Annotated in this window: 18 protein-coding genes; 9 read left to right on the forward strand and 9 right to left on the reverse strand. The window is 63.6% G+C overall.

What is annotated here, in order from left to right; translation table 11 throughout:
• The first annotated feature begins 145 nt into the window (after nucleotides 1-145).
• The gene (locus E8Q40_RS11105) at nucleotides 146-649 is read left to right on the forward strand and encodes a DUF2846 domain-containing protein (RefSeq protein ID WP_137044607.1); all 504 of its coding nucleotides are present in this window, start codon (nucleotides 146-148) and stop codon (nucleotides 647-649) included.
• A 25-nt stretch (nucleotides 650-674) separates the two neighbouring features.
• Here the strand turns inward: E8Q40_RS11105 and E8Q40_RS11110 are convergent, their stop codons facing one another.
• The 4 genes from E8Q40_RS11110 to E8Q40_RS11125 form a co-directional block, all read right to left on the reverse strand.
• Entirely contained in the window at nucleotides 675-1,217 is a 543-nt protein-coding gene (locus E8Q40_RS11110; protein WP_137044608.1) for a CoA-binding protein, read from the reverse strand.
• Nucleotides 1,218-1,240: 23 nt separating this feature from the next.
• On the reverse strand, nucleotides 1,241-1,861 hold the full coding sequence (locus E8Q40_RS11115; protein WP_137044609.1) for a pyridoxamine 5'-phosphate oxidase family protein: 621 nt from the start codon (nucleotides 1,859-1,861) through the stop codon (nucleotides 1,241-1,243).
• A 96-nt stretch (nucleotides 1,862-1,957) separates the two neighbouring features.
• On the reverse strand, nucleotides 1,958-2,182 hold the full coding sequence (locus tag E8Q40_RS11120; protein WP_370455243.1) for a cysteine rich repeat-containing protein: 225 nt from the start codon (nucleotides 2,180-2,182) through the stop codon (nucleotides 1,958-1,960).
• Nucleotides 2,183-2,195: 13 nt separating this feature from the next.
• A complete protein-coding gene (locus E8Q40_RS11125; RefSeq protein WP_137044610.1) occupies nucleotides 2,196-3,014 on the reverse strand; it encodes an enoyl-CoA hydratase in 819 nt (272 codons plus the stop codon).
• A gap of 117 nt (nucleotides 3,015-3,131) precedes the next feature.
• Here E8Q40_RS11125 and E8Q40_RS11130 point away from each other — a divergent pair, with 117 nt between their 5' ends.
• From E8Q40_RS11130 to E8Q40_RS11160, 7 genes are all read left to right on the forward strand, one after another.
• The gene (locus tag E8Q40_RS11130; protein ID WP_137044611.1) at nucleotides 3,132-3,461 is read left to right on the forward strand and encodes a DUF3175 domain-containing protein; all 330 of its coding nucleotides are present in this window, start codon (nucleotides 3,132-3,134) and stop codon (nucleotides 3,459-3,461) included.
• A gap of 171 nt (nucleotides 3,462-3,632) precedes the next feature.
• Nucleotides 3,633-4,064 carry a PaaI family thioesterase gene (locus E8Q40_RS11135; RefSeq protein WP_137044612.1) on the forward strand — a complete coding sequence of 144 codons (432 nt, stop codon included), beginning with the start codon at nucleotides 3,633-3,635 and terminating at the stop codon, nucleotides 4,062-4,064.
• Nucleotides 4,065-4,232: 168 nt separating this feature from the next.
• Nucleotides 4,233-4,700, forward strand: coding sequence for a 50S ribosomal protein L13 (rplM, locus tag E8Q40_RS11140; protein WP_137044614.1), 468 nt, complete (start codon nucleotides 4,233-4,235; stop codon nucleotides 4,698-4,700).
• Nucleotides 4,701-4,702: 2 nt separating this feature from the next.
• On the forward strand, nucleotides 4,703-5,179 hold the full coding sequence (gene rpsI / locus E8Q40_RS11145) for a 30S ribosomal protein S9 (protein ID WP_137044615.1): 477 nt from the start codon (nucleotides 4,703-4,705) through the stop codon (nucleotides 5,177-5,179).
• Between the two features lie 197 nt (nucleotides 5,180-5,376).
• Complete coding sequence (locus E8Q40_RS11150) at nucleotides 5,377-6,603, forward strand: diguanylate cyclase (RefSeq protein ID WP_168197805.1); 1,227 nt, start codon at nucleotides 5,377-5,379, stop codon at nucleotides 6,601-6,603.
• 185 nt (nucleotides 6,604-6,788) lie between these two features.
• Complete coding sequence (locus E8Q40_RS11155; protein ID WP_168197806.1) at nucleotides 6,789-8,048, forward strand: GGDEF domain-containing protein; 1,260 nt, start codon at nucleotides 6,789-6,791, stop codon at nucleotides 8,046-8,048.
• Between the two features lie 53 nt (nucleotides 8,049-8,101).
• On the forward strand, nucleotides 8,102-8,362 hold the full coding sequence (locus E8Q40_RS11160) for a hypothetical protein (RefSeq protein WP_137044621.1): 261 nt from the start codon (nucleotides 8,102-8,104) through the stop codon (nucleotides 8,360-8,362).
• Nucleotides 8,363-8,414: 52 nt separating this feature from the next.
• Here the strand turns inward: E8Q40_RS11160 and E8Q40_RS11165 are convergent, their stop codons facing one another.
• From E8Q40_RS11165 to E8Q40_RS11180, 4 genes are all read right to left on the reverse strand, one after another.
• Complete coding sequence (locus E8Q40_RS11165) at nucleotides 8,415-9,152, reverse strand: pseudouridine synthase (protein ID WP_137044623.1); 738 nt, start codon at nucleotides 9,150-9,152, stop codon at nucleotides 8,415-8,417.
• 10 nt (nucleotides 9,153-9,162) lie between these two features.
• Nucleotides 9,163-10,074: a class I SAM-dependent methyltransferase gene (locus E8Q40_RS11170; protein WP_137044624.1), complete on the reverse strand. Its 912-nt coding sequence runs from the start codon at nucleotides 10,072-10,074 to the stop codon at nucleotides 9,163-9,165.
• On the reverse strand, nucleotides 10,074-10,943 hold the full coding sequence (locus E8Q40_RS11175; protein ID WP_137044626.1) for an SAM-dependent methyltransferase: 870 nt from the start codon (nucleotides 10,941-10,943) through the stop codon (nucleotides 10,074-10,076). Before E8Q40_RS11175 ends, E8Q40_RS11170 begins: the two co-directional genes overlap by 1 nt.
• A 117-nt stretch (nucleotides 10,944-11,060) precedes the next feature.
• Nucleotides 11,061-12,098: a glutamine synthetase beta-grasp domain-containing protein gene (locus tag E8Q40_RS11180; RefSeq protein ID WP_137044628.1), complete on the reverse strand. Its 1,038-nt coding sequence runs from the start codon at nucleotides 12,096-12,098 to the stop codon at nucleotides 11,061-11,063.
• Between the two features lie 487 nt (nucleotides 12,099-12,585).
• Here E8Q40_RS11180 and E8Q40_RS11185 point away from each other — a divergent pair, with 487 nt between their 5' ends.
• Entirely contained in the window at nucleotides 12,586-12,771 is a 186-nt protein-coding gene (locus tag E8Q40_RS11185) for a DUF2735 domain-containing protein (RefSeq protein WP_137044629.1), read from the forward strand.
• A 68-nt stretch (nucleotides 12,772-12,839) separates the two neighbouring features.
• Here the strand turns inward: E8Q40_RS11185 and E8Q40_RS11190 are convergent, their stop codons facing one another.
• Nucleotides 12,840-13,769, reverse strand: a complete 930-nt coding sequence (locus tag E8Q40_RS11190) for a glutaminase (protein ID WP_137044631.1) — start codon at nucleotides 13,767-13,769, stop codon at nucleotides 12,840-12,842.
• Nucleotides 13,770-13,811: the final 42 nt, after the last annotated feature.

The following is a 13,811-nucleotide window of genomic DNA, read 5'->3' on the forward strand; positions in this document are numbered from 1 at the left end:
AGTGGCATGGGGCTGGAATAAGTTCGCCCGTTACCCCCGCCAGACAGAACACCCGTTGCCCTCGCCGATTGCGGGAGCGCGCGTGCGAGATTGCGAATCTGCTATCGAAGGTAGTACGGTAGTGTCAGGGTTGGGGGAGACGACGATGATCCGTGCGATCTGGTTGGCGCTGGCGTGCGCCTTTTTGGCGGGTTGCGTGTCAACGTCGGCGCTCGAACCGCAAGGCGCGGCTCGCAGCGCGCAACAGGCTCGAATTTATCTGATCTTTCCCGATAGTTGGGCTGGGAAATTCGCTCGATACAATATCGAAATCGACGACAAGCCCGTCGGGAAGTTGGCGGCCGGATCCTATATTTCGGTCGATCGGCCGGCTGGCCGGCACAAGATCGCTATCAAGTGGCTTATTTCTGTCGCCGACGTCGCGCACGAATTTCATGCGGTAGCTGGCCGCAACTATTACTTTGTCTTCAACATCAAATCATCGACTTCGGCTGTCGTAAGCGGCGGTTTTGTCATGGCGATTCCCATGCCTGGTACATCCGTGGGGCGGCCGGTTACCGAACGAAACTCGATGGCCGGAGTCTATATAAGCCAGCTGGATGATGCGGCCGGACAAGCGATTCTGGCGCAGCTGACGAAGCCGCAATAGGCTTCATTTTTGCCGTGCTGCGGTATCAGGTGTCTTTCTTCCCGCCCGCTTCACCGAGCCCCATGCGCTGGAAGCCGCCGCCGAGGTTCTGCGCGCGCTTGTTCGACAGAGTGCGCGAGTTGATGCCCATCCAGGAGATCTCGGAGGAGAGGCGGCCGTATTCGATCTTGGGGCAGCGGTTCATCACCACCTTGAGGCCCTCGGCCTCGGCCAAAGCCGCCGCCTCATCATTACGAATGGTGAGCTGCATCCAGATCACCTGCGGCTTCGGCGTTAGCTTGAGCGCTTCCTCGACGATCGGCACGACGAACTGCGGCGCGCGGAAGATGTCGACCATGTCGATCGGCTCCGGTACGTCGGCGAGCGTCGCGTAGCACCTCTGGCCGAGGAATTCCTTGCCGGCATGGCCCGGATTGATCGGGATGACCTTGAAGCCGCGCTCGAGGAGATACTTGAATACGAAATAGCTCGGCCGCACTGTGTTCGGCGAAAAGCCGACCATGGCGATGGTCTTCACGGTGTTGAGAATCCCGCGGATGTAGGCGTCGGGGTAGGAGTCGTGGTTCATTGTCGGATTCATGGCCTCGATGCTTAGCCGTTTTCGCGGCCTACCGCCAACAGCGCTCTCAGCCGCGCGTTTTCGGCCTCCAGCTCGGCGATCTTGCGCGTGACGCCGCCCATCGCTTCGGCAATTTCCGCTTCCGTGAAGCGGGTGACAATGTGCTGCGAGCAGTTCACGTCCCAGGCCTCTATCGTGAACAAGATCGCGCGCTCGGGCTTGGCCTTGTAACCCGCGTCGAACAGCTTTTCGACCAGCGCGGCATCGTTCTCGACGACGCGGGCGCGGCCCCACAATTTGATGCGCTGGCGGCGCGCCGGATCGAGCAGGAACAAATAAGCGCGGTCGTTCTCGGACAGATTGGCGAGCGTGATGTACTGGCGGTTGCCGCGATAATCCGCAAAGCCCAAAGTCTTTTCGTCGATGACCTTGATGAAGCCTTTCGGCCCGCCGCGATGCTGGATATAGGGCGCGCCGTCCTTGGTGGCGGTGGCGAGAAACGCCGTGTCCTGCTCGGCGATAAAGGCCGCAAGCTCCGACGTCACTTTGTCGGGAAAGCCTTCGGCGACGCGCTGCGCATAGGCTCGCGCCGAGCCGCGCTCGGCCTGTGCCGCCTGAACGGCCGGGGTGAAGACGATGGATGCGTTTGACATGGCAGGGCCGCCCTCCGGTCGCGCAAGGGTGCCATAGTTAGGCACGAGAAGCGGTGACGCAAAGGGCGGCCCGGATCAAGCCGCCGTGAACGGCGGTTACTTCTTCGCCTCGGCAACGACCTTCTTGCAGGCGCCCGAGAGCTTGTCGTTGTTCTTGGCGAGACAGGCGAGCACGCGGCCGCCGCCCGGCATGGTGCCCTTGCAGAACTGGTCGTAGTCGCTCTTGCAGGCGGCGCGCTGTTCGGCGCTGAATTCCTGCGCGGAAGCCGCGGAGACGGCGGCGAGCATGGCGAACGAAGCGACGGCGATACGGATCATCATTTGTCTTCCCAAATTACTTGTCTTGCCACGTCGGCGTGCGCTTCTCGATAAAGGCGCAGATGCCTTCTTCGGCGTCGCGCGCCATCATGTTCTCGGTCATGACCTCGGAAGCGTAGGAATAGGCCGCCGACAAGCTCATCTCGGCCTGGCGATAGAAGGCTTCCTTGCCGACCTTCAGTGTGTAGGCCGATTTCGCCGCGATCTTCTTCGCCAGCGCGATGGCCTCGGCGCGCTCTTGGCCGACGGGCACGACGCGATTGACGAGGCCGATCTGCGCCGCGCGTTCGGCCGATACCATGTCGCCGGTGAGCAGCATTTCCATGGCGTGCTTGCGCGAGACGTTGCGGGAGAGGGCGACCATCGGCGTCGAACAGAAAAGGCCGATATCGACACCAGGCGTGGCGAACTTCGCGGCGTCCGACGCGATAGCAAGATCGCAGCTCGCAACGAGTTGACAACCGGCCGCGGTGGCGACGCCCTGCACGGCGGCGACGACCGGTTTCGGCAGATGGACGATCTGCTGCATCATGGCGCTGCAGATGGTCATGAGCTGGTGGAAGTAGGCGCGGCCGCCGTCGGGATCGCTACGGCGCGCGGTGAGTTCTTTCAGGTCGTGACCGGCGCAGAAGCCGGGACCGTTGGCGGCGAGCACGACGGCGCGGATCGAGGCGTCGGCGGCAATGGCCGTCCAGGCTTCCGACAGCGCGATCAGCAAACCTTCGGACAGCGAGTTTCGCGCCTGCGGCCGGTTGAGCGTGAGGATCGCAACCGGGCCGTCGCGCTCGATCAGCAGGACGGTCCTGTCGATATCACGGGCGGTTTCGAGGTTCATGCGCGGTGTTTCCCCGGGGCGGAAGCGGGCGTACCATAGTCCCGGACGCCGAACCTGCAAAGCGGCGGAACGGCCGTGGCGGCGCTGGCGTTGGGTTCCGAAACAGGAGCGCGCACCATGTCGAAAAAGATCCGCAAGGTTTCGCACCCGCGGCGGCGCAAGACGAAGACGCGCAGCAGCCGGCGCTGGTCGCAGCGCGTCACGGAGAAGAGCGATGCGCTGACGCTCGAGGAGGGTGTGTTCAAGAAACCGACGCCGCGCCAGATCGCGCTGTCGTTGAAACGTTCTGCCGATCGCAGCAAGCGCCGCAAGGCCGATCCTTATCGCTCGGCGATGTCGATGCTGACCTTCTACATCAACCGCGCCGGCAAGGGGCTGTCCAAGAGTCGCAAGCAGAAGCTCGAGAAGGCCAAGGACGAGCTGAGGGAGGTTTATGGGAAGACGTGATCTCTCTCCGTTCGTCCCCGCGAAAGCGGGGACCCAGTCTTGCGGCATACCGAATATACCCTGGGCCCCCGTTTCGCGGGGGCGAACGGTTTGTAGCGTTCGCTTGAGCTACGTCGTCGGCCCTTCTAAGACTGCCTGCCGGCAAAGACCGGACGTCAAGGAGGGCAAAGCATGCGCGCGTCGGTGATGACGATCGAGGAGATGGCGGCGCTGCTGGGACGAGAGTTTCCGCAGGCCTTTTATCCCGGCTGCGGCTTGACCATCGAGCGCGCCAATTACGGCGACGTGCGCATCCGCAAGGCCTTTCATGAGGACCATCTGCGCCCCGGCGGCACGGTGTCCGGCCCGACCATGATGGAGCTGGCCGATTTCGCCATGTATGTCGCGGTGTTCTCGGCCGTGGGTCCGCAGCCTTTGGCGGTGACCACCAACCTCAACATCAATTTCCTGCGCAAGCCGGCCGCCGCCGACCTGATCGCAGAGGCGCGGCTGATGAAGGTCGGCAAAAGGCTGGCGGTCGGGGAGGTGAGCCTCTATTCGGACGGCGAATCCGATCAGGTGGCCCATGTCACCTCGACCTATTCGCTCCCGGTCCAGAAGTGATTAGGCGCTGGTAGTGATATACCAATCTTATAAGATATTGAAATATATAGACTAATATTCGCCAGATGGCGTTGACGGGGCGCGGCGGCTCGTCTACATACCCGCCCACGCTGGCGCGGTTCGTTTCCGCGCCTTTTTCCTTGGATTTTCCACTCTTCGGGATTTGTCATGAAGACCACCCAGTCGGTCAAAAGCGCCGACGTCGAGAAGAAGTGGCTGCTGATCGACGCCTCCGGGCTCATCGTCGGCCGTCTTGCCTCGATCGTCGCCATGCGCCTGCGCGGCAAGCACAAGCCGAGCTACACCCCGCATATCGATGATGGCGACAACGTCATCATCATCAACGCCGCCAAGGTCGTGCTGACCGGTCGCAAGCGCGACCAGAAGGTCTACCACCACCACACCGGCTATATCGGCGGCATCAAGGAACGGTCTGCCAAGCAGATCATGGACGGCAAGTTCCCCGAGCGCATCGTCGAGAAGGCCGTGCAGCGCATGCTGCCGCGCGGGCCGCTTGGCCGCGTGCAGTTCGGCAATCTGCGCGTCTATCCGGGCGCCGAGCATCCGCATGAAGCGCAGAAGCCCGAAGTGGTCGATGTCGCCGCGATGAACCGCAAGAACGTGAGGAGTGCCTGATCGTGGCCGAGACCGTACAGTCAATGGAAGGCCTGTCGCAGCTCAAGACCGCGGCGCCCGATGCTCCCCGTTATGAGAAGAAGGTCGACAAGCAGGGCCGCGCCTATGCCACCGGCAAGCGCAAGAACGCCGTCGCCCGCGTCTGGATCAAGCCGGGCTCCGGCAAGATCACCGTCAACACCCGCACCATCGAGGCGTTCTTCGCGCGTCCGGTGCTGCGCATGATGATCCAGCAGCCGCTGGTCGCCGCCAACCGCGCCACCCAGTTCGATGTGGTCTGCACCGTGTCGGGTGGCGGTCTGTCGGGCCAGGCCGGCGCCGTGCGTCACGGCATCGCCAAGGCGATGACCTACTTCGAACCGGATCTGCGCAGCGTGCTCAAGCGCGGCGGCTTCCTCACCCGCGACAGCCGCGTGGTCGAGCGCAAGAAGTACGGCAAGGCCAAGGCCCGCCGTTCGTTCCAGTTCTCGAAGCGCTAATAAAAGACGCCTTCGAACAATTCCAAAGAGCGCGCTTCGGCGCGCTCTTTTCTTTTGGAATGGCCGACAAGCGATGCCATGCATTCTTGTAAATGCGTTTACTTGTCGGCAATGCTGCCGCGCACAAAAGTCGCGTCGGTAACTCACCGCCAATACTCGACTGCCTACATTCCGGACGGGCGGGCGCGGTGGAATTCATGCGGTTGGATATTCCGACATTGGCGATGGTGACGGTGTTCGTCACGGCGCTGCTCGGCGGCTTGCTGGTCTTTGCCGGGCTGCAGAACCGCGCCGTTCGCGCGCTCATGACCTGGGGCGGGGCCTTCCTGCTGTGTGCGCTCGGTGTGGCGCTGGTCGCCGTGCGTGGCATGGTGCCGGACTGGATTTCGATACAATTCGCGAATGTGGCGGTGCTGATCGGTCTGGGGCTGGTGTGGGTCGGCGCGCGTCAGTTCGATGGCCGCGAAACGCGTGTGGCGATGGTGGCCGTAGCGCCGCTGATCTGGATCGCGGCCTGCGCCGTTCCGGACATCCGCGCCGACATCAATTTGCGGACGGTCACGGTAACGACCCTGTCGGGACTTGTGGCCTTTGCCGCGGCGTACGAGGTCTGGCGTGGCCGGTCCGAGCCGCTGATGTCGCGGTGGCCGACGGCCATCACACTGTTCGTGTACGGTGCGATCATGATTGCCCGGGCACCCGTTACGCTGATGGTGCCGCAGCCGGCCGGCGAGTATCAGTTCACCGCCAGCGTCTTCTATCCGCTGCTGTCCTTCGCCACTTTGCTGTTCTCGGTGGTGATCGCCTTTCTGCTGCTCAACATGACCAAGGAGCGCACCGAGCTTCGGCATAAGACCGCAGCGCTGGTCGATCCACTGACGGGCGTACCCAATCGCCGTGCCTTCCTCGCCGGCGCCGAGCAGATGGCGGCCGATCCGCGGGCCGACGGCACGGCATTGGCCGTCATGCTGTTCGACCTCGATCACTTCAAGTCCATCAATGATCGGCTCGGCCACGCGGCCGGCGATGCGGTCTTGATGAACTTTGCGGCCACGGCAGTGCGGTCGTTTGGCGACGGTGTTCTGTTCGGCCGCATCGGCGGCGAGGAGTTCGGCGCGATCATGCGCGTGTCGAATCTTGGCGAGGCCCTCGCTATCGCCGAGCAGGTGCGCCGGGCGTTTGCGGTAACCGACCTGGCGGGCGACATCGTGCCGACGGTCAGCATCGGCGTGGCACTTGAGAACGAGACCACAATGACACTGGCCGCGCTCATGGCGGCCGCCGACCGCGCGCTCTATCGCGCCAAGGCGAAGGGCCGTAACCGGGTGGCGAGCGCGATGACGTCGGAGGATGGCGCAAGCATCGCGTCCGCGGACGGCGTTCTGGAGCGCCGTGAGTGGCGCAAGCTGCCGGCAACGGCCTGAGGCGGTCGTCTGCACCGCTCCTGACAAAGCCCGCCATCGGCGGATTTTTACATTTTATTTGAGGTGAATTCGAACCGCTGTTGCCTCAAAGGGCGGCGGCTCCTTCAAAGCTTTCGCATCATTTCAAACGTTATCATCCATAAAGGTTGAAAATATGAATGCCCGTTAGCCATCGAAAGCTGCGCATGCACCAGCCGGTTATTCTCGACGCTCCGACCTTGATCTTCGCGACTGTCTGCATGGCGGTGTTTCTCGGGGTCTTTCTCATCGCCAACTGGATCATACAGCGCGATATCGGCGCACTGGCTTGGTGGGGCTCGGCCTATCTCATCGGCGGTGCCGCGATCATCCTGTGGAGCGCGCCGCATCAGATGTTCCAGGTGCCGGCGGCCTATGCCGAGGCGATGATCTTCCTGGCCTGCGGCATGTTCTGGAACGGCCTGCGGCTGTTCCACGGCCGCAGGATGTGGCCGGTGGTGCCCTTCGCAGCAGCGGCCGCGTGGCTCCTCGTGACCGGTTTGCCGGGCATGGAGGAGGGCAGTTCGCAGCGCGCCGCGCTCGCTGTGGTGGTCGTCGCCGTCTACACCTTTTTCATGGCCTTCGAGCTTGGACGCGAGCGCCGCCGGTCGCTTTATTCGCGCACCGCGGCGGTCGTGGTGCCGTTGCTACACGCCGGCATGTTCCTGCTGCCGCTGGCCTTGCGCTACTTCTATCCGGATGTTTTTGCGACGCGCTGGCAGATCGTATTCGCGGTCGAGGCCATGATCTATACCGTCGGCACCGCCTTCATCGTGATCCTGATGGTGAAGGACCGCCACGTCCATTTCTATCGCAAGATCGCCACCACCGATCATCTCACCGGGGTGTTCAACCGCCGTGCTTTTCTCGAGGCGGCGACGGCGATGCATGCCGGCCAGGGTTCGCGCGGCGAGCCGGTGACGCTGCTGATGTTCGATCTCGACAAGTTCAAGTCGATCAACGACCGCTTCGGCCACGCCGTCGGCGACAGCGCGCTCAAGGTGTTCGCCAGGGTGCTGCAGGAGAGTACGCGCGCCACCGACGTGATCGGCCGGCTCGGCGGCGAGGAATTCGTCGCCATGGTGCCGGAGGCGATGGAGGATGCCTGTGTTGTCGCCGAGCGTCTGCGCGTGAATTTTCAGGCGGCCGGCGTCACCATTGACGACATCGCCATCGGTGCCACGGTGAGCATCGGGCTTGCTACGACCTACAAGCCGGAGGCGACCATCGACTCCCTGCTGCTGCGCGCCGACGAGGCGCTGTACAAGGCCAAGAATAGCGGCCGCAATCGCTATACTTGCGCCGACGAGGAGCCGGGCAGCGAGGCGGCGCGCGCTCGCTGGGCGGCTCGTGGCAAGCCGGCTGCAGCCAAGACTGGCACGTGGGCCGGGCGCCGCGCCAAGCCGGAACAGATCGCCACGGCGTGACGGCGCGCATCAAGGTAAAATTTCGTTAACCCTGCGGGCGTTACCATGACGCCATGTCGTATCTATCCAGCCGAGTCCTGTCGCCTGCCTCTCCCAACGAGGCGGCTTTGCTGCTTGAGGCGCACGCCCTGCAGGCCGGATCGGCCTGGGGATGCCAGTATTCGTCCTCGGCCGAATATGATGCGGCTCTGATCGCCGAGCGGCGCGCCGCCGGTATCTATGGTCCCAAGCGCCAGCGCCGGCAGTTGCTCACCGCCGCCTGCGCTGTTGCCGCCGGGCTTGCGGTGATCATCGCGGTCATCCAGCTTCTGTAGCCCGGCTGAAAGCCGGGATAGGACGTTCCCGGGTTCGCTGCGCTCACCCGGGCTACGAAAAGACTTTCGCCAACTCATCCTCGCCTAGAATCCGATATTCACCAGCCGCCAAATCCCCCGGCAAAGCGAGGGCACCGACGCGGTCGCGCTTGAGCGCCACGACATGGTTGCCGACGGCCGCGAACATGCGCCGCACCTGGTGATAGCGGCCTTCCGTAATGGTGACGAAAGCGCGCTTCTCCGACACGGCTTCGAATTGCGCGGGCAGTAGCGGTTTGTCTTCATCGTCCAGCATCAAGGTGCCGGCGCCGAACACCGCGCCTTCGTCGCCGCGCAGCGGCCGGTCGAGCGTGACGTCGTAGCGTTTGGCGATGTTGGCCTTCGGCGAAATGATCCGGTGGAGCAACGCGCCGTCGTCGGTGAGCAGCAGGAGGCCGGATGTTTCCTTGTCGAGCCGGCCGACCGTCGAGATCGCCGGATTGCGCGCGCGCCAGCGCTCGGGCAGCAGGCCATAGACCAGCGGCCCTTGCTCCTTGTGCGAGCAGGTGACACCCACGGGCTTGTTCAGCATCAGCACCAGGCCGGGCGGCGGATCGAGCGGCTCGCCCTCCACCGTCATGCGCGCGGCGAGATCGGGCGTGATCGCGATTTTCTCGTCGCTGTCGATAATGGCTTCGCCGTTGAGCAGCACATAACCGGCCTCGATCAGGTCCTGCACCTCGCGGCGCGAGCCGTAGCCGAGATTGGACAGGAGGCGGTCGAGGCGAAGCGACGTCGGTCCTTTGCTCATATGGTTTGGCTCATTTGCGCGCCTCGTAGATCTTGTAGCCGCCTTGCTCGATCACCGGGGTGACGGCTTTGAACAGCGGCTTCAGCACGGCCTCATAGGGCAAATGGCGGTTCGCCACCATGACGCAGACGCCGCCCTTGCGCAGGCTCTCGGCGGCGCGGCGCACGAAAGCCTGCGCCAGCCCTTTGTCCTCCTGCCCGGCGTCGTGGAACGGCGCGTTCATGACGACGAAATCGAGATTGACGAGTCCGGGATGCGGATCGCGCAGATCGGCCCAGAGGAATTTGGCGCGCTGGGTATCGAGGTTGTGCTCGGCGCATTCGATGGCGCGGCGGTCGATATCGACGAGCGTCAGTTCGGTGACGGCGTCGGAGGCGAGCACCGCGCGCGCCAGAATGCCGATGCCGCAGCCGAAATCGGCGCCGCGGCCGGATAGCGCCGGCAGACGCTCGATCAGCATATGCGTGCCGGGATCGAGCCGGTCCCATGAGAATACGCCGGGCTGGGTCCACAGCCCGATCTCGTCGTCGAAGCGCGGCCCGCCATCTGCAATGACTTGGGCAATGATGTCGTCTATGCCGGTTACCTTGGTTGCCGTCGCAATACGGTGATGGCGCTTCGAGATTTCGTTGACCTCAAGGCCGAAGGCTTCAAGCTCCTTCCGCAGCCTTGTGCCGCCGCGATCGTTCGGCGCCAGCGCCGTGAGCGGTGCGCCGCCCTTGAGGGCGCGCAAGGCGAGCGCCAGCGCATAGCGGCGCTCGATGGTGCCGGGCGGCGCGAGCAGGGTGATGGCGTCGAGCGAGCCCGCGGGCTGTTTGTCCAGCCCAGCGGCGCCGGGCATCAGCGGCGAGAACTGCGTCGCGTCACGCGGCACATCCGCGAGATCGGATGGCGGCGTGCCGTAGACTCCCGTTGCGCTCATCACGCGGCCATTACATCGAGCAAAGCCGGCCTGACGCCGATCTGGTCGATCAAACGATAGAGCTCGCCACGCGCCTGCGCATTCGAGCGCTGGTGGCGCTCGGCGAGGATCAGTTCGTTCTTCATGGTGTGCTCAAGGCCGGTGAATTCGGTGACGCGCACCTTGTAGCCATGCGCCTCCAGCACCAGGCCGCGAATGACATTGGTCAGATGCGCACCGAATTCACGACGCTGGATCGGATGCCGCCACAGTTGCCGCATCGGACCTTGATGGCCGTCGAGCAGACGCGCGACCTCGGCCTGGCAGCACGGCACCAGCGCCACCCATTTGGCCTCGTGGCGCAGGGCAAAGCGGATCGCGTCGTCGGTGGCGGTGTCGCAGGCATGCAGCGCCGTCACCATGTCGGCCTTGCCTCCGGGCAGGTTGGCGTCGGCGATCGGCGCGGTGATGAAATCCATTCGGTCGAAGCCGGATTGCTGGGCCAGCGCGCGCGAGGTCTCGACCAGTTTGTCGCGGGTCTCGACACCGATCACGCGGCCCTTGCCGGCCGGGCCGATCAGCAGGTCGTAGAGGATGAAGCCTAGATACGATTTGCCGGCGCCTAAATCCGCAAGGATCGGGTCATCCTTCTCCTCGAGCATTGCCTCGATGGCGGGCCTTAGAAGCTGGGTGAGGTGCAGCACCTGGGTGAGCTTGCGGCGCGAATCCGCGTTCAGCGCCCCGTCGCGCGTCAGGATATGCAGTGCCTTCAGGAGCGGCTCGGATTGGCGCGGGTCGGCGCTGGGCCAGAGTTGGGTCCAGTCGCTCTCTTGGCCGGACGGCTTTTGGGCGGCGGGCCTGATGGGGGCTTTGGCGGTCGGCTTGCTCATGCCGCCTATCTAGCCGCGGTTCCGCCGGCGTCAAAGGCCGCCGCGCCAAGAAAAAGGGCGCCCCGGTGGGGGCGCCCAAGTCTTGGGAGGAAACACTCTAGAGGTAACGCGGAAGCCTCAGGCGGCCGCCGACTTCGGAAGCGGGACTTCCGAGATGGTCTTCAGGATCTGCGACGCGATCTGGTAGGGGTCCCCTTGCGAGTTCGGGCGGCGGTCTTCGAGGTAACCGCGGTAGAGATCACCCTTCACGAAGGAGTGCGGCACGCGGATCGAAGCGCCGCGATCGGCCACGCCGTACGAGAACTTGTTCCACGGCGCCGTCTCGTGCTTGCCGGTCAGACGCTTGTCGTTGTCCGGGCCGTACACGTCGATGTGCTCTTTCCAGTTCTTTTCGAAAGCCTTCATCATGGCTTCGAAATAGGCCTTGCCGCCGACCGTGCGCATATACTCGGTCGAGAAGTTGGCGTGCATGCCGGAGCCGTTCCAGTCGGTGTCGCCGAGCGGCTTACAGTGCCACTCGATGTCGATCTCGTACTGCTCGCACAGGCGCATCATCAGGTAGCGGGCGACCCACATCTGGTCGGCCGCAGTCTTGGAGCCCTTGCCGAAGATCTGGAATTCCCACTGGCCCTTGGCCACTTCGGCGTTGATGCCTTCGTGGTTGATGCCGGCCTCGAGGCACAGCTCAAGGTGCTCTTCGACGATCTTGCGGGCGATCGAGCCGACGTTCTTGTAGCCGACGCCAGTGTAGTAGGGGCCCTGCGGCGCCGGATAGCCGTGCTCCGGGAAGCCGAGCGGACGGCCGTCCTTGTAGAAGAAGTATTCCTGCTCGAAGCCGAACCAGGCGCCGGCGTCGTCGAGAATAGTGGCGCGCTTGTTCGAGGCATGCGGCGTGACGCCATCCGGCATCATGACTTCGCACATCACCAGCACGCCGTTCTTGCGGGCGCCATCGGGGAACACCGCGACCGGCTTGAGCACGCAGTCCGACGAGTGGCCTTCGGCCTGCATCGTCGAGGAGCCGTCAAAGCCCCAGAGCGGCAGTTCGGCGAGCGAGGGGAACGACGAGAATTCCTTGATCTGTGTCTTGCCACGCAGATTCGGGACCGGCGTGTAGCCATCGAGCCAGATGTACTCGAGCTTGTACTTTGTCATTGCGAATCTCTCATTCTGATGACGCCAGAAGCGCCCGTGAGTGTGAGGAGCCTTGTTACGGCCTTCGCCGCGGGACGGCGAATGGCAGCCGGTCAAGGCACGCCCGGCCTCAACGACCGCTCTTTAACAAGCATTAAATGTGCCAAGTGGTAGTCTGTGATGGGCTGGCGCGGTGCGAGAGTCGCGTCGCTCCAACGACCGATCGGAATGTCGTGAAATACGCCGATTTGTTAGGCGTTTGCAGTGCCGAAGGCCAAAGTTGCGGCAGTGTCCGCGCACGAAGCCGTTGTTCCGACAGTGTTATGCCTCGACCGCGGGCACTCAATTGTCTGCGCAAATGTTGAGCAAATGCTGATTTTTTGAAGGCAGTCTGCCCAATGGGAGTTCACTTTTTGCTATAGAACCCTATGTGAGTTGTTGCGTTGTTCCAGAGAACAACCCGTTCTGAGCGTAGCGCCGGGAAGCGCTTATCAGAGGAGAGACCACAATGCCGACCAACGCGCCACGCGAGACGGCGACGATCTACCAGTTTCCCGTGGGCGGCCGCGCCGGCCTGGCGCCGCGCCGCTCGCCCGAGGCGGTCCGCTTCGCGGATCTGCCGAACATCAGCTACGGCAGCAGCTGGTATCACGACGAAGCCATTCGCGAAGCCGCCGAGCCGCTGAAGAACTGATCGGATTCTTCTGACGCGTTTTCTTCACGCGAACCGGTATCCACTTCGCCTGAAAACGCTATGCGGCACTAAGCGCCGAAGATCGACCAGCCCATGCGCCTCGTGAGCGCTTCCAGCGCCACGCGTCCCAAATGCGAATTGCCGGCGGCGTCGAGTCCCGGCGCCCAGACCGCGATCGAGGCCTTGCCCGGCGCGATGCACAGAATGCCGCCGCCGACGCCGCTCTTGCCCGGCAGACCGACGCGGTAGGCGAACTCCCCCGAGCCATCGTAATGTCCGCAGGTCAGCATCACGGCGTTGATGCGCCGAGCGCGTTCGGCCTGAATGACCTGATGGCCTGTCATCGGATTGCGGCCTGACATCGCCAGGAACAGCCCCGCATTGGCGAGCTGCAGGCATGACATGGCGATGGCGCATTGGTGGAAGTAGACCCCGAGCGTCATCTCCACCGGGTTGTCGATGACACCGAAGGATTTCATGTAGTTGGCGAGCGCGGCATTGCGGAAACCGGTGCGCTGCTCGGAGGCGGCAACCTTCTCGTCGATGACGATGGCCTGGTCGCCGGCAAGGAACCGGATGAAGCGCAGGATTTCGCCCAGGGCCTCGCGCGGCTGGTGGCCGGACAGGATCAGGTCGGTCACGGCGATGGCACCGGGATTGATGAAGGGATTGCGCGGGATTCCCTTCTCGTATTCGAGCTGGACGATCGAATTGAAGGCGCTGCCGGATGGCTCGCGGCCGACGCGACTCCACAGCCGGTCGCCGACCTTGCCGAGCGCGAGCGTCAGGGTGAACACCTTGGACACGCTCTGGATCGAAAACGGCAGGTCGAAATCGCCGCCGGTCGCGTTCGAGCCATCGACACCCACAACGGCGATCCCGAAATGCTTCGGATCGACATTGGCCAGTTCGGGAATGTAATGCGCCACCTCGCCACGGTCGGGGCGCTGCTTCATCTCGTCGGCGATCTCGCCGACGACACTTTTCAGGTCGGGCACGTCTCTAACTCGCTTCCATCCGACCCGGCAGGATCATGACAA

It is taken from the genome of Pseudolabrys sp. FHR47 (genome assembly GCF_005153485.1).
In the GTDB taxonomy this organism is placed as follows: domain Bacteria; phylum Pseudomonadota; class Alphaproteobacteria; order Rhizobiales; family Xanthobacteraceae; genus Pseudolabrys.